Here is a 15,790-nt window from a genome sequence, read left to right as displayed (position 1 = left end):
TTACGCCCTCCATATCTTCGTCTCATCGATCCATGCCAGCGCCGATTCGGTATCGGCGGCCAGCACGTTGACGTGCCCCATCTTGCGTTTGTGCTTTGCTTCGTGCTTGCCGTACAGGTGAACCTTCGGCTCGACGCCGAGCCGCTCTGCGGCCTCATCGTGCCGGGCCATCCGTTCAAGAAGCGGCTCTACATGCTCGCCGAGCACATTGACCATGACGACCGGCGTGAGCAGCCCGGTACCGCCCAGTGGCAGATTGCAGACCGCCCGGACATGCTGCTCGAACTGCGAGGTCCGGCACGCCTCCATCGTATAATGCCCGCTGTTGTGCGGGCGCGGCGCCAGCTCGTTGACATAGAGCCTGCCTTCCGCCAGGAACATCTCCACGGCGATCAGGCCGACGACGCCGAGCCCCTCGGCGATCCGCCGCGCCAGCGCTTCCGCCTCTGCCGCCACCCCGGCCGGGATGCGGGCAGGGACGATCGACAGATGGAGAATGTTATCGACATGGACATTCTCCGCTGGCAGGAACGTAGCGACCTCGCCCTGCGGACTCCGAGCTGCGATGACGGAGATCTCCATGTCGAAGCGGATGAACTGCTCCAGCACCAGCTCCACCTGTCCGCTTCCCAGCGTCCGGTAGGCTTCGGCGATCTCGTCCTCGCTGCGGAGCACCCACTGGCCCTTGCCGTCGTAGCCGCCGGTCGCGGTCTTGAGCACGCTCGGCACGCCGAGCTTCGCCACGGCTTCCCGCAGATCGGCCTCGCTGTTCACCGCTGCATACGGCGCCACCTGCACGCCGGCCGCTTCGATGGCACGCTTCTCGCGCAGCCGGTGCTGCGTCGTGTACAGCAGCTCGCTGCCCTGCGGCACGTACGACTCCTCCATGAGCATCGCCGCCACGCCGGCGTCGACATTCTCGAACTCGTACGTGATTACATCCGAGCGGCGGGCCAGCTCGCGCGCAGCCTCGCGGTCATCATAAGCGGCGGTGATCTGCGCCGCCACCTGGCCCGTGGGCGCATCCTGCGTCGGGTCTAGCGCTACGAACCGATAGCCGAGACGACTGCCGGCATGGGCCATCATCCTCCCCAACTGGCCGCCGCCGAGGATGCCGATCGTACTTCCCGGTAGGATCGTCCGCGGCTCGGCCGACGCAGCCCTTTGCATGTTGGTGGTCTCGCTCATAGCGTATCGCTGCTCTCGATGACCTGTGCGGCTATACGCTCGCGTCTGGCGACGACGCGCTGCTGCACCTCCGGTTCGAAAGCGCCGAGCATCTGCGCGGCCAGCAATCCGGCATTGGCGCCGCCAGCGTTGCCGATCGCCACTGTCGCGACGGGGATCCCCGCCGGCATCTGGACGATCGAGAGCAGCGAGTCCAGACCGCTCAGGTTGGAGGACTTCACGGGCACGCCAATAACCGGCAAAGGTGTCTTCGCGGCCACCATGCCGGGCAGATGGGCGGCGCCGCCGGCGCCGGCGATGATGACCTTGAGGCCGCGCTCCGCTGCCGACTCCGCATATTGGAACATGAGATCCGGCGTACGATGCGCCGACACGACCTTCTTCTCATAAGGAATCTCAAGTTCCTCCAGTACGTCACAGGCCAATTTCATCGTGTCCCAGTCGGACTTGCTGCCCATGATGACGCCTACCTTAGCAGACATAAGATAAATCCCACCTTTATATTTATTGAAGTGCAACAATAAGCATCAACGAATGCCGTCCATAAACAAAAAGCCCGGGAGCTCCGACGATAAGGACGAGCTGCGGGACTAGAAGCGTAGCAAGGAAGATTCGCTGCCAGCAAGGCGGTTGCGCTCTCTCCGGGAGCCCTGGAGCACCAGACAACCGCGCAACATTTGCAAAAGACAGCAGAAGGCTGCCCCTAGACGGGACAACCTCTTCCTATTCCAAGCTCGTAGTCCGAAAATTTAGGGTTCTCGGGTAGAGACGATCGGGCCGTATTCCCGAAAATATACGAGACAATCACGTTTAAACAACCTCCCTTAGTGTATCAATCCTTACGTACCTTGTCAACAACAAAACACGAACATTAAAATCCTGTATACAATAAATCATTCGTGTTTTGACAAGGTCTTTTGAAGAATCTTGCCACCTGATGTCAGCTTGGCTGCGCGAACCCGAGCATCTGGGAAAGTATGCCCTTTCATTTGGGAACTCTTGCTCCATATCAAAAACACACTATTCCTATCCCTCAAGTGGAATATAGCCGGTTTTCTCAACCAGCTCCTGCCCCTCTTCCGACAAAATCCATTCCAGAAACGGCTCGACCTGCGGATGTCCGCTATCCCTCGTCACGGCATAAAATTCCGAAGTGAGCGGATAAGCGCCGCTGGCGATGGTCTGCTTGTTCGGGTACACGCCGTCGACCGACAGCAGACGGATCTCCCCGCCCCCAACCATCTCGGTAGCAAAAAAAAGAAACGAGTAGCCCAGCGCATTGGGATAATTGCGATAATCCGCTGTCTGCTCGATGATCCCGCCCATCCCGGCAGCCACATCCTCCTTGGGCGGCGTCATCAGCTCATCCCCTTCCATCAGCCGCTGCAGCGCCGTCTGGCTGCCGCTGTTCTCAGGCCTTTGGAACGCTCGGATCTGCGAGTCCTTGCCTCCGACATCCCACCAGTTCGTCACCCGGCCGGAGTAGATGTCGCGTATATCCTCCATAGTCAATCCCCGAACAGGATTATCGGCTTGGACAAAAAAGACAAAAGCCTCCCGGCCGATCGGCGTCAGCTTCAGTTCGATCCCTGCAGCCTTGGCCTCTTCCAGCTGCTGCTGGGAAGGGTGCGCGGCAAATACGATATCCGTCTCCCCTTTGATCAGACTTGCATATGCATAGACCGTGTTGCTGGATTGCACTTCGCTGCCATACACCTCATATTCGCCCTCCGGGTAGACCGCCTGTGCAAACGCCGCATACAAAGGGTATAACGCCGTCGCTCCGTCGATCCGCGGCGGCTGGCCGTCGATGCGCAATGCGGCTGGCCGGTCCAGCCGTGCCGCCTTCGTATCTTCCCGGAAAGGTTGGTATGCGTACAGGTCCACCCCCTGATCGACACGGGCAAAGCTGTTATGATACGCCCGGTTGATCTCGTAGATTCCGATCGCTACGCCGAATATGGCGGCGCCAGCGCTTATCGCAAGCAGCGTCTTGCGGATCGGGATACGGCTGAACAGCAGCACGATCAGGGCAGCGAGCACGCCCACTGTACCAATTCCGATTAGTGGAGTATAGAAGCGGTCGCCCCCATACAGCGACGAGAGCACCATCCCCGCCAAGCCCGCCATGCCAAGGGCCGGAATCAAAAGTGCTGCCAGCCCGATTTTGAGGATCTGCTTATGTTTCATTGGTAATATCCCCCTCATCTCTTATGGGGATATTATACTTCCAGCCACCCCGCGTGTAGAGTACCAGATTGGCCTGGTACCGAGCTATCCCCAAAGGCGGGGCACGATACAAAATTCCGGACCTCATAGCGCCTATTCCTGCAGATACACTAATTTCAGAGCGCTTTAGGGACACACGATTCGTTATTCACTCCATTTGGGACTAACATCCGACGTTTGCCGCCCCATAACGGATCCCCTGTCCGCATCTACCGCCAATAGCACCTCATCCGCAGAAATAGCGTCTGCCCTGTCCGCCTCCGCAGCCGGACAAGATAGACGCTGACAAGGTGAAACGGCAGCAATATGGTTCATACGCCAGTGTCGCACTGGTTTTCCAGAATGCGCATTTCCGGTTTTTCGGCGGCTCGGGCAGTCCGCTACGTCCGGCTAAGGCGGTCGGCTATCGTGCCGTTGCCCAGCCTCGATGGCCGCCAGCTTCCAAGCGGGACAGCCGGCTCCCTGAACCTCTCGCCAATTGCTGCCCTCAGCCGAGATCCAGCGCCGCTTGACCGGCTACGACATCCTCGCCCGGCGCCTGCTCCAGCTGCTCGCGCAGACGCTCGCGATCCAGGCGCTTCTGCTCATCCCGCGCTTCGCGTTCCTGTCGCTTCTGCTCGTCCCGCGCTTCCCGCTCCCGGCGTTCTTGCTCTTTCTGGGCTTCCCGCGCTTCGCGTTCCCGCGCCTTCTCGGCTTCGCGCTCCTGCCGCTCACGCTCGCGCTGTTCCGCCTGTTCCTGCCGCTCACGCTCGCGCTCCAGCTTCTTCTGCTCGCGTTCGAGGCGCTTCTGCTCCTCGCGCTCTCGGCGCTCCTCGGCCTGGATGCGCCGCTCCTCCTCACGCTCACGGGCCCGCGCTTCACGCTCCACTTGCTTCTCGTAGCGGCCATGCTCCCACTCGATCAGCCGGCGCTCCCAAGCGGCGCGGAACCTCTCCTTGCGTCGCTCTTCCGCATACGCCTCGGAGACCTCGAACTCCCGGACCGGCTCTCCGTCAAGCGCCCGTGTCATCATCGCCTGGAACACCTGGGCCGGATAATCGCCGCCCGAGCTGGTCATATAGTGCCGGGCATCCGTCTTGTCATACCCCATCCAGACTGCGGCCACCAGCTCCGGCGTATAGCCGACGAACCACGTGTCTCTGGCGCCGCTGAGACCTTTGAACTCCGGCAGATCGGGCAGCTGCGTCGTCCCTGTCTTGCCGGCAACCGGGCGCGGCAGCTTGGCCTTCTGGCCCGTTCCTTCCTCAACGACGCCCTGCAGCAGCTCGGTCATCATATAGGCAGTCTCGGCGGCCAGCACTTGCTGCTCCTCCACCTTGGCTTCGGCGACGAGCGAGCCGTCCTTGCGCTCGATGCGCAGGATCGCATGCGGTGTCGTCCGCTTGCCTTCATTGGCAAAAGCGCTGTATGCGCTGGCCATCTGCAGCGGCGACACGCCTTCATTCATCCCGCCAAGCGCCAGGCTGAGACTGCGGTCGTGATCGGTCGTCGGGATGCCCAGCCGGTGGATATATTCCAGCCCCCGGGCGACACCGACCTCATTGAGCAGCCATACAGCGGGAATGTTGTAAGAGCTCTCCACGGCCTGCTCCAAAGTCACGACGCCCCGCGTCCGGCGGTCGGCATTGCGCGGCTGATAGCCCTCGAAATCGGTCTCCACGTCCTCCAGACGGGAATAAGGCGTATAGCCAGCCTCAAGCGCCGGCGCGTAGACGGCGATCGGCTTGAACGCCGAGCCGGGCTGACGCTTCAGCTGCGTCGCGTAGTTGTATCCGCGAAACACCGGGTCGCCTCGCCGGCCGACGATGCCTCTGATCCCCCCTGTCCGGGGATCCAGGATGACGGCGCCGCTCTGGACGATCGTCTCGTCCGGACTGGCCGGGAACAGCTCGTCCTCTCTGTACACGTCCTCCATCGCCTGCTGCACCTTGGGATCCAGCGTCGAATAGATGCGGTAGCCTCCACGCAGCAGGTCGTCCTCCGTCAGACTGTACAGCGCTTCAGCTTCCGAGATCAAGTGGTTGACATAGGACTGATATTGTCCAGCCAGCTCATTAGGAGAGCCTTCGTACAGTGTAACCTCCTCGGCCTGCGCCTGCTGCATCTCCTGCTCCGAGATCTTGCCTTGCTGCTGCATGAGTTTCAGCACGAGATTGCGACGCTGCAGCGCCCTTGCCTTGTCCACGAACGGCGAGTAATGCGACGGCGCCTTCGGCAGCGCCGCCAGCATCGCCGATTCGGCAAGCGTCAGCTCGGAGGCGTCCTTGCCAAAATAAGTCCGCGAGGCCTGCTGGACGCCCCAAGCGCCTTCGCCAAAGTAGATCTGATTCAGATACATCTCCAATATTTCATCTTTGGTATAAGTCCGGTCAATCTTCATCGCCAGCGCAGCTTCCTTCAGTTTGCGGTCATACGTCCGATCCGCGCTGAGAAACAGGTTTTTGGCCAGCTGCTGGGTGATCGTGCTCGCTCCCTCGACAACGCCGCCTGCCTGCGTATTGCGGATAAATGCCCGTGCCATCGCACTGATGCTGATGCCGCCGTGATCATAGAACCGCTGGTCCTCGACAGCGACGATCCCATCCAGCAGCGTCTGCGGCATCTCCTCGATCGAGATCGGCACCAGACGCGCCGCCGCAAGCTGGGAGGCCGGTTCGCCGTCCATATCCAGGATCAGCGTCGGCTCCGGGAGCGGATCCTCCAAGCGATCAATATCTTGTCCATTAATCCAGGCCGATGCGGCCACAAAAAACACGATCATCAGCCCCGCAAAAGCGATGCCCGTGTGAAGCCAGAACTTCCGAGATTTCAACATGCTGTCTTCTCCCCCCTGGACCCAAGAAGATTCTGTAATATGTATTATACGAGTCCGGCGCCTAAAAAGTCGCAAGGCATGCTGGAAAATGGCGAAAAATCGGGATGCCGGGAAGGTAAAGCAAGAGAACAAAAGTGCGTTGCAGCACGCGGCATGGCTGGTGACGACGCTGTAAGGGAAAAAAGGTGCGTTGCAGCACGCGGTATGGCTGGTGACGGCGCTGCAAGGGAAAAAAGGTGCGTTGCAGCACGCGGTATGGCTGGTGACGGCGCTGTAAGGGAAAAAAGGTGCGTTGCAGCACGCGGCATGGCTGGTGACGGCGCTGTAAGGGAAAAAAGGTGCGTTGGAGCATGCGGCGTGGCTGGTGACGGCGCTGCAAGGGAAAAAAGGTGTGTTGCAGCACGCGGCGTGGCTGGTGACGGCGCTGTAAAAAAAATGCGCAACTGCCTGCGGATTCGGCTTAAACCCGCTCTGGAAGCTGCCATTAAGCTAAAATAACCCCACAAAAGTGCGACTTTGGCTTCGAAGCGTACTCAGGTACTTTGCGGGGGGCCCCGGAAACATATACGCCATTAAGTATAAAAAACGGCCGGGCCGTCTTAAGACGACCCCACCGATTTGACCTTGCGTCCCGACCCGCGGAACTTCCTATTCTGCAGCATTACCCTCCGTCTCGGAGTCGGCCCCGGCATCAGGCTGCACAGCTTCCGGTTCCGCGTTCGCGGGATCGGGAGCCGGGGCGGAAAGCGTCCCGACCTGCGTACTGCTTGCCCGCGCCTGACTTTCCTCGCGTTCACGGTCCTGTTCACCGCCCTGCTCACGACTCTGGTCCCGTCCTCGATCCCGCTCTTCCCGGCGTTGCTCGCGTTCCTCCCGCTCGCGGTCCCTACGCTCTTCGCGCTCCTGCTGCTCGCGCTCCTTGCGTTCCTCCCGCTCACGAGCCTCGCGTTCCTGACGGCTCTCTTCCTGCTCTCGTTCAAGCTCTTCCTGTTCCCGCTCTTGCTCCTCCTGCTGGCGGCGCTCTTCCTCTTGGCGACGCTCTTCTTCCTGCTGGCGCTGCCGTTGCTCGCGCTCCTCACGCTTGCGCTGCTCTTCCCGGCGCTCGCGCTCTTGACGCGCCTTGCGTTCGGCCTCGCGCTTTTTCTGCTCGTATGCCTCGGAGACCTCGAATTCCTGCACTGGCTCTCCGTCCAGCGCACGCGTCATCAGCGCCTGGAATACCTGCGCGGGAAAGTCGCCGCCCGAGGTCGTCATGTAGTGCTCGGCATCCGTCTTGTCATACCCCATCCAGACCGCCGCTACGAGCTCTGGCGTATACCCGACGAACCAGGCATCTCTCGTGCCGTTCAGTCCTTCGAACTCCGGCAGATCCGGCAGCTGCGTCGTCCCCGTCTTGCCTGCAGCCGGACGCTCCAGCTCGGCTTTCTGACCGGTTCCGTCCTCGATAACCTTCTGCAGCAGCTCAGTCATCATATACGCCGTCTCCGGCTCCAGCACCTGCTCCTGCTGGACCTCGGCTTCGGCCACCAGCGACCCGTCGCTCCGCTCGATACGCTGGATCGCATGCGGCGTCGACCGTTTGCCCTCATTGGCGAAGGCGCTGTACGCACTGGCCATCTGCAGCGGCGAGACCCCCTCGTCCAGCCCGCCGAGCGCCAGCGAGAGATTGCGGTCGCGGTCTGTCGTCGGGATGCCGAGACGATGGATATAATCCAGCCCTTTGGAGACACCGATCTCATTGAGCAGCCATACAGCAGGTATGTTATAAGACCACTCCACCGCACGCTCCAGCGTCACCGAGCCGCGCGTCCGGCGATCCGAGTTGCGCGGACTGTAGCCGTCGAAGTCCATCTCGGTGTCTTCGAGCCTGGAAGATGGCGTATAGCCCTCCTCCAGCGCAGGGGCATAGACGGCGATCGGCTTGAAGGCCGAGCCCGGCTGACGTTTCAGCTGGGTCGCATAGTTGTAGCCGCGGAATACCGGTTCGCCTCGTCTGCCGGCGATGCCGCGGATGCCGCCCGTCTGTGGATCAAGGATGACGGCGCCGCTCTGGACGATCCGCTCATCCGGACTTTCCGGGAACAGCTCCTCCTCCTGGTAGACAGCCTCCATCGACTGCTGCACCTTGGGGTCCAGATTCGTGTAGATGCGGTAACCGCCGCGCAGCAGCTCATCTTCGGTGAGCCCGTACAGCGATTCGGCTTCGGCGATGACATGATTCACATAGGACATGTATTGACCCGTCAGCTCGTTGGGCGCCCCTTCATGGAGCACGATCTCCTCCGCCTGTGCCTCATGCAGCTGCGCCTCCGTGATCCTGCCCTGCTGGTGCATGAGCGCCAGTACCAGGTTGCGCCGCTGCTTGGCCCGCTCCATATCAACCATCGGCGAATAATGCGACGGCGCCTTCGGCAGTGCCGCCAGCAGCGCCGACTGAGCCAGCGTCAGCTCGCCGGCATCCACGCCAAAGTACGTCCGAGCCGCCCGCTGGACGCCCCAGCTGCCTTCGCCAAAGTAGATCTGGTTCAGATACATCTCCAAAATTTCATCTTTGGTGTACGTGTTGTCGATCTTGATCGCCAGCGCTACCTCCCGCAGCTTGCGGTCGTATGTCTGCTCCGAGCTGAGGAACAGGTTCTTGGCCAGCTGCTGCGTGATCGTACTCGCGCCTTCCACGACGCCGCCCGCCTGCGTATTGCGGAAAAAAGCCCGCGCCATCGCGCTGGCATCCACCCCGTCATGATCATAAAAACGCTGGTCTTCCACGGCTACAATGGCGTCCAGCAGCGTCTGGGGCATATCCGACAGCGAAATCGGCACCATCTGTCCCCCGGTGAGTTGAGAAGCCGGCTCGCCATGTCTATCGAGGATGAGCAGCGGCTCCGGCAGCGGCTCCTCCAAACGGTCGATATTTTGCCCATTTATCCAGACGGAAGCTGCTCCGAAGACGAATACAGCCATCATTACAAATACGATCCCGGTGTTGCGCCAGAATTTCCAAGATTTCAGCATGGTGACTCTCCCTTCCGGTCCTGCACTTATACCGTTCGACCCAGGCGCCCGGTTTCTGTACAATCTACCCCGATATTAAACGTTAGAAGGAAGACTCAAACAAGCGGTAATTCTTGCTACACCAGGTAAGAAAGAAACATCGTAGCGATGCCGAAATAAATAAAAAGCGACAGCACATCGTTCAGCGTCGTAATCAGAGGACCGGAGGCGACAGCCGGATCAATGCCCACTTTGTTGAGCAAAAGCGGAATGATCGTACCCGCCATAGTACCGATAATCAAGGTGCAGATCAACGACAGCCCGACGACGAGTCCCAGCATCGCATTGCCCTGCCAGATATAGATGAAGAACGTGATCAGGATGCCGCACGTCAATCCGATCAGGATGCCGACCATCAGCTCCCGCCGGACGAGTCCCAATATCTCCGGGGCGGTCAGCTTACGGCTGATCAGCCCCCGCACCACGACAGCAAGCGACTGCGTGCCGGTATTGCCTGTCATCCCCGCGATCATCGGCATGAAGAACGTCAGTGCCACAATCTGTTCGAGCGTATCCTCAAACGTGCTGATGATCGTGCCGGAGATAAGCCCGATAAACAGCAGCAGGATCAGCCACGGGATGCGGCGGCCGGCGGCGATATGCGCCTTCGTGTTGAAGTCGATATCCTTGCCGCTGCCGGAGAGCTTCTGGATATCCTCATTGGCTTCCTGGATGACGACATCGATAATGTCATCGACCGTGATGATCCCCGTCAGCACATCATCGTCGTCGACAACCGGTACGGCGGTAAAGTCATAGTCCCGGATGACATCCGCGACATGCTCCTGGTCCATATCGACATGGACAGAGATGACACGCGTGCTCATGATATCGTTCATGATCTCGTCCGGTTTAGCCAGGATGATATCCCGGTAGGATACAACACCTAGCAGCTTTCTAGCTTCATCGATAATATATAGATAACTGATCGTTTCGGAGATCTTGGCGAAGTCGCGGATTTTCTCAGTTGCTTGCCGGACCGTATAATGCCGGGGTATCCAAACATACCGGTTGGTCATGATCCGTCCCGCCGTCTCCGGCGGATACGTCATCAGCTTGCGGACCGCTCCCGACTCGAGCACATCCATGGATGACAGAAATTCGTCTCGTTCTTCATCGGTCAAGGAATCGAGAAAAGCCGCGAGATCGTCATTGTCCATCTCATCCATGACTTCCGCAGTCCGCTGCGGGCCGATGAGATGGAAGGCTTCATTTTGCGCTTCAGCATCCAGCTCCTGGATCATATCGGTGATCACATGCGTCACCAGCGGTTCCAGAAATTTCGGCCTCAGCTCCTCTTCAATCCCTTTGTAGAGCTCCGCGAGATCAAACGGATGCATGTCTTCGACCAGACGCTGGAATTCTTCCTGGCGCTGGCTGCTTAAGAGAAGATTTGTGTGGACGATCAATTGCTCTGTAGTAAAGTTCTCAAACATGATGACTCCAACCTCCAATCCCGATCAAACCCAAAAAAGTGCGTAGGCCTTTTATCCCCAGCATCTGGTTTTCCATCCCATTAGTATATACTATATTTCACCGTGACATCACTCTGCTTTACCAAATCATTACGAGAAACCTGCACCATCTGCTCAAGAAGCGGATGGCCCTCTAAACGACATAACACTTGCCAGGAGCTTCGTTTCGGTATCCGGCTCTATTGTTCAACCGTAATCTCGAAACGATAGCCCGCGTGGCAAGCGTTACAGAAAGTTAGCCCATATTACAGAGGGGGTGAGACCGTTGTTCTTAGCTTATCAATGCCCATCCATAAAGATATAACGGGCGAGGATCAAGATGGCCAACACCCACATCAGCCAATGGACATTGTATTTCTCCTTGGTCTTGCTGCTCAGATTGGCGATGACCGCCAGCACGACGTAGAACACGATGCCGAACGAGATGCCGTTGGCGATGTTGTACGTAAACGGCATCAGCGCAATCGTCAGAAACGCCGGGACCGCATGGACCATATCGGAGAAGTCGATCTCCTTGACCGACTGCATCATCAGCACGCCAACGACGATCAAGGCGGCAGCTGTAGCCGAACCCGGTACGAGCTGGATCAGCGGGGCGAGGAACAGCGCGAGCAGGAAGCAGGCGCCTGTCGTGACCGCGGTCAGACCGGTCCGGCCGCCTTGGGCAATCCCGGATGAGCTCTCGACATAGGCTGTCACTGTACTGGTGCCGAGCATCGCGCCGCCGCTGACGCCGATCGCATCGACGAACATCGCTTTGCCGACTTTTTTGCGGCCCTTCTCCTTGTCCTTCATGAAGCCTGCCCGGTTGGCCGTGCCGACCAGCGTACCGAAGGTGTCGAACAGCTCCACAAACGTAAACGTCAGGATGACCGTGATCAGGCCGACCTCGAAGACGCCGACAAAATCAAAGGCCATAAAGTTCAGCTCGCCGAAGTTCGGCGCCCAGCTCTGTCCGGTCAGCGTGCCGCCGACATCGACATTGCCGACCAGGATGGCGACGATCGTCGTCGCAACGATGCCGAAGAGGATCGCGCCCGGCACGCGGAGCACCATCATGATGGCGATGAGCAGGATACCGAGGACCGTGAGCCACACGCCCTCTTCCCGCAGACTGCCCATGTGGATCACCGACTCAAAGCCCTGCAGGTTGGTGAAGGTGCCTGCCTGTACATCATCCATCGTCTCTACGGCGATGCTCAGCAGGCCGCTGTTCTTCAGGCCGATGATCGTGATGAACAAGCCGATACCGACCGTGATCGCATGCTTGAGACTGTCCGGCACTGCGACGATCAGCATCTGCCGCAGCTGCGTGATCGTCAGCAGGATGAAGATCAGACCTGAGATGAAGACGGCAGTGAGCGCCATCTCTACCGAGATCGGCTGACCGGTCGCTGCCGAAGCAAGGACGACGGATGCGAAGTAAGCGTTCAGTCCCATGCCCGGAGCGAGCGCCACCGGGAAGTTGACGAACAGACCCATCGCGATCGTGAAGATGCCCGCCGAGAGCGCGGTAGCCAGGAAGACTGCATCCCAACTTAGGCCAGTTGGCGTGAGGATACCCGGGTTGACGGCCAGGATGTAAGCCATTGTCATAAAAGTCGTCAAGCCCGCCATAATTTCCGTTCTGACATTTGTTCCGTTTTCCTTCAGACGAAAGAAACGTTCCATTTTTCTTGTTCCTCCCCAATACTTAGTGAATGTGAACAAAAAATAAACCTGAAAGAGGGGCCTCGTCGCCAAGGCATCTCATCCAGGTTCGCGCAAAACGGCAACAGCTGACAGCGAGCGCGGCATCACGCCGCCATCCGTTGCCGCTTTTCGTAGCCAGATCATTACGGTGACCTCGTAGAGACTTCCGGGCCGATCCCCGGAATTATACGAAAAGGTATGCTTTTTTGTTATCGATCGCAAGCAATCCAACAGGCTCCCCGCTGCTGTTCCTATCTCATAACAAAGAAGCCGGTTTTGCTTGTCCAGATTCATTTTAAGGACGGGCCGCTCTCTTTGTCAACTACTTCCCGCAAGAACCCCGCACAAACAGGCTGTACCGCCCATCCCCCCGAGATGTCAGTACAGCCTGTGCCCGCTTCTGCCGTCTCTGAGCAGAGATTGCAGCCGCGGTCTCTCCGTTTATTTATTGGTTGATGATGGAATCGAGAGTCGCATATACCGACGGCACAAAGCCTTCCTCTGCCTCGGATGCCGCCGTCTCGATCTCGAAGATATAGCCTTGTCCGTCCACTTCCTTGACGATATACTGGCTGCCGCGTCCATCGCCCGTGGCTGCCAGATGCAGCGACGCATCCGTGATCCGCTGAATACCGTCCTCATCTGTGAACTCCTGAACTTCACCAATCTCGGAGAGCTTCGCATCCGCTTCCTCGCGCAGCATATCCAGGTTGTAATCGGCCGGGAGCTGGGTAATGACCGCATACAGCGCATCGTCAGCCGCCATCGTCAGCTTATGCGCCTCCGGGTCGAACTCCAGGACGTCCAGAACATACAGCGCGTACCCGTCAGCCGTGGCCAGTTGGGCTTCGCGCGCTTCCTCCATTCCTTCGACCGTGACTGTCAGCGTCTTGGTCTGGGGCAGCTCTTCCCCGGTCTCTGTGCCGCCGGAGCCGCCTGTCGCGTCCTCGGCTTTCTCCAGCTTGGTCAGCACCAGCTGCTTGACGGAGTCGTCGCCGTCCACCGGATGCTCCTCATACGTATAGGCAACGCGAGACTCATCCTCAAGCTCATCCAGGAGCTCGGCCATGCCTTCTGCCAGACGGAAAGCCTGCGCGCCATCTGCTGTCTCAATTTCAATGGAGTTATTGTCGATTTGTCCTTTGTAGATGCCAACCCCCTCAATAGTCGGCACTTCCTCCGGTCCATTGCCCGGGTCATTCTCGTTGTTCTGTACATTGGAGCCTGGTGCGAGCGGCTGATTGCCGCCTCCTCCGCATGCTGCCAGCGATACCGCCAGCACGGCTGTGGCTGTCATCAGCACAAGTCGGTTAGTTTTCTTCATGATGAACACCTCCACTAGGTTAGACGATTGAGTCAGGGAAAGGTTTCAAAAAAAACCGGAAACATACACGTTTTTAAGTATAAAAAAGGCCTTCGTCCACAGGGACGAAAGCCGGCAGTGCGGTTAAAAAGCATTACACAGAAACGATCTTGCCGCTTGCTTCGGACTCGAATGCCGCCAGGATAACCTTGAGCGATTTGCGGCCTTCTTCGCCGGAGATGCTCGGCGGCGTCTTGGTGATGATCGCGTTGACGAACTCGTCGATCACGCCGCTGGTCGTCTGCGCTTCGTTGGTCGCGATCGCGCCCACCTTGTGACGCTCCACAGAGCCGTTGCGCAGTTCGACGATCACTTGGTCCTCCGGATCGGTGCCGATCTTGAGGACACCGTTCTCGCACCAGATGACAGTGCTGTTGTCCTCGCCTTTGTAGTACGTCCAGCTCGCCACGAGGGAGCCGATCGCGCCGCTCTTCATGCGCAGCACAACATTCGCATTGTCGTCGATATCGGTGTCCTTCTTGTCCAGCGTGCCGATGAAGCCGGTAACAGCTGCCACTTCGTCGTTCAGCAGCCAGCGGATCAGGTCGGACTTGTGCACGCCCAGGTCGCCCATCGCGCCCAGCGCAGCCTCTTCCTTGCGGAAGAACCAGCTATCCCGGCCGTCAAGACTCCAGCCTTCCGGTCCGGGATGGCCAAAGGAGGTGCGGAAGGTCAGGACCTTGCCCAGAATGCCGGAGTCCAGGATCTGCTTGGCCTTGACATGCGGAGGCATCAGACGCTGGTTGTGGCCGACCATCAGGTACACGCCGCTCTCCTTGGCCGCAGCGATCATCTGCTCGGCTTCTTCGTCGGTCACTGCCATCGGTTTCTCGACCAGGACGTGAGCGCCTGCCTTCGCAGCAGCGATTGACTGAACCGCATGCAGCGTGTTCGGCGTACATACGCTGACGGCATCCGGTTTTTCTTCCTTCAGCATATTCTCGTAATTGTCATAAGCATTGGCGCCGTAATGCTCGGCCATTTCTTTGGCGCGCTCCAGCTTCGGATCGACGAAGGCGATCAGCTCAACATTGGGATTGGCTGCATACTCCGGGATATGTCTGCGCTGGGCGATCGCACCGCAGCCGATCACGGCGACTCTGATTTTTTTCAATGGTATAACCCCTTTATTATAAAATGAAATAACAGCGTTCTTACTTATAGTTGGCTTTAAGCCACTCGCGGCTGGTACGTACCGACTCGAGCGGCGGGTTGGTGCAGCGGTCCTGCTCGACGATGATCCACTCTACCTTGGCTTTGCCCGCCGCTTCGATGATCGGCAGCAGACTCAGATCGCCTTCGCCCAGCTCGACCGTATCGATCGGCTGATCCTTCGGACCCTCGCGGAAATCCTTGAGGTGAAGCAGCGGCAGACGGCCCGCATACTTGGCAATGTAAGCGAGCGGATCTTCGCCAGCGTATTGTACCCAGCCCAGATCGATCTCGACCTGCAGCAAGTCGGCGCCGATCTTGGTGTACATCGCGTCGAATACGTACTCGCCGTCGATCTTCAGATCGAATTCGAAGGCGTGGTTGTGGTAGCACAGCGTCAAGCCGTTCTCCTTCATCGTCTGGCCGATCGAACGCATGCGCTCGAACAGCGCTTCCCAGGTCGCCGTGCTCTCGCGCACCTCTTCGCCGACATAAGGAATAATAGCGTAGGCGGCGCCGATCGTTTTCAAGTAAGCGATTTCACCATGCAGATCATTGATCAGGTTGTCCAAGTTGACATGGCTGCCGATCGCAGTCAGTTTCAACTCGTCCAGAAGCTCGCGCATGCGGTCTGCCGGCACGCCGGCATAACCTGCGAACTCGACGCCTTCATAACCCATCTCGGCGATCTGGCGAAGTGTGCCTTCCATGTCGCTATTAGCGGCTTCGCGCACGGTGTACATTTGCAAGCCGATTCCCATCTTGCTCATCGTAGCACTTCCCTTACAGTTTTATATCGTACTAGAACCCATTATAGGAATATTG

Annotated in this window: 11 protein-coding genes and 2 riboswitches; of the genes, 1 reads left to right on the top strand and 10 read right to left on the bottom strand. The window is 58.7% G+C overall.

The window, feature by feature from the left end; genetic code table 11:
- The 4 genes from purK to ABC336_RS20455 all read right to left on the bottom strand — a co-directional run bounded on the left by purK (position 1) and on the right by ABC336_RS20455 (position 6,232).
- Positions 1–1,188 (bottom strand): 5-(carboxyamino)imidazole ribonucleotide synthase, encoded by a 1,188-nt coding sequence (purK, locus tag ABC336_RS20470; protein WP_413240412.1) that lies wholly within the window; start codon positions 1,186–1,188, stop codon positions 1–3.
- Positions 1,185–1,670: a 5-(carboxyamino)imidazole ribonucleotide mutase gene (gene purE, locus ABC336_RS20465; protein WP_413240411.1), complete on the bottom strand. Its 486-nt coding sequence runs from the start codon at positions 1,668–1,670 to the stop codon at positions 1,185–1,187. The genes purK and purE overlap by 4 nt, the downstream gene beginning before the upstream one ends.
- A 235-nt stretch (positions 1,671–1,905) precedes the next feature.
- A riboswitch (purine riboswitch) is annotated at positions 1,906–2,007 on the bottom strand.
- Positions 2,008–2,214: 207 nt separating this feature from the next.
- The gene (locus ABC336_RS20460; RefSeq protein ID WP_413240410.1) at positions 2,215–3,378 is read right to left on the bottom strand and encodes a PstS family phosphate ABC transporter substrate-binding protein; all 1,164 of its coding nucleotides are present in this window, start codon (positions 3,376–3,378) and stop codon (positions 2,215–2,217) included.
- Positions 3,379–3,904: 526 nt separating this feature from the next.
- Positions 3,905–6,232, bottom strand: coding sequence for a transglycosylase domain-containing protein (locus ABC336_RS20455; protein WP_413240409.1), 2,328 nt, complete (start codon positions 6,230–6,232; stop codon positions 3,905–3,907).
- Between the two features lie 39 nt (positions 6,233–6,271).
- Between ABC336_RS20455 and ABC336_RS20450 the strand changes: the two genes are divergently transcribed.
- Complete coding sequence (locus ABC336_RS20450) at positions 6,272–6,730, top strand: hypothetical protein (RefSeq protein WP_413240408.1); 459 nt, start codon at positions 6,272–6,274, stop codon at positions 6,728–6,730.
- A 150-nt stretch (positions 6,731–6,880) separates the two neighbouring features.
- Here the strand turns inward: ABC336_RS20450 and ABC336_RS20445 are convergent, their stop codons facing one another.
- The 6 genes from ABC336_RS20445 to ABC336_RS20420 form a co-directional block, all read right to left on the bottom strand.
- On the bottom strand, positions 6,881–9,244 hold the full coding sequence (locus ABC336_RS20445; protein WP_413240407.1) for a transglycosylase domain-containing protein: 2,364 nt from the start codon (positions 9,242–9,244) through the stop codon (positions 6,881–6,883).
- A 116-nt stretch (positions 9,245–9,360) separates the two neighbouring features.
- Complete coding sequence (mgtE, locus tag ABC336_RS20440) at positions 9,361–10,719, bottom strand: magnesium transporter (protein WP_413240406.1); 1,359 nt, start codon at positions 10,717–10,719, stop codon at positions 9,361–9,363.
- Positions 10,720–11,037: 318 nt separating this feature from the next.
- Complete coding sequence (locus ABC336_RS20435; RefSeq protein WP_413240405.1) at positions 11,038–12,429, bottom strand: NCS2 family permease; 1,392 nt, start codon at positions 12,427–12,429, stop codon at positions 11,038–11,040.
- Between the two features lie 133 nt (positions 12,430–12,562).
- Positions 12,563–12,662: riboswitch (purine riboswitch) on the bottom strand.
- 233 nt (positions 12,663–12,895) lie between these two features.
- Positions 12,896–13,774 (bottom strand): hypothetical protein, encoded by an 879-nt coding sequence (locus ABC336_RS20430; RefSeq protein ID WP_413240404.1) that lies wholly within the window; start codon positions 13,772–13,774, stop codon positions 12,896–12,898.
- Between the two features lie 133 nt (positions 13,775–13,907).
- Entirely contained in the window at positions 13,908–14,927 is a 1,020-nt protein-coding gene (locus tag ABC336_RS20425; RefSeq protein WP_413240403.1) for a Gfo/Idh/MocA family protein, read from the bottom strand.
- 40 nt (positions 14,928–14,967) lie between these two features.
- A complete protein-coding gene (locus ABC336_RS20420; RefSeq protein ID WP_413240402.1) occupies positions 14,968–15,735 on the bottom strand; it encodes a sugar phosphate isomerase/epimerase family protein in 768 nt (255 codons plus the stop codon).
- Positions 15,736–15,790: the final 55 nt, after the last annotated feature.

Origin of the sequence: Paenibacillus jepli, from assembly GCF_047238105.1 — a bacterium.
Taxonomy (GTDB): domain Bacteria; phylum Bacillota; class Bacilli; order Paenibacillales; family Paenibacillaceae; genus Paenibacillus_D.
The sequence above is the reverse complement of the archived record's forward strand: the minus strand, read 5'-3'. Positions and strand labels throughout refer to the sequence as shown.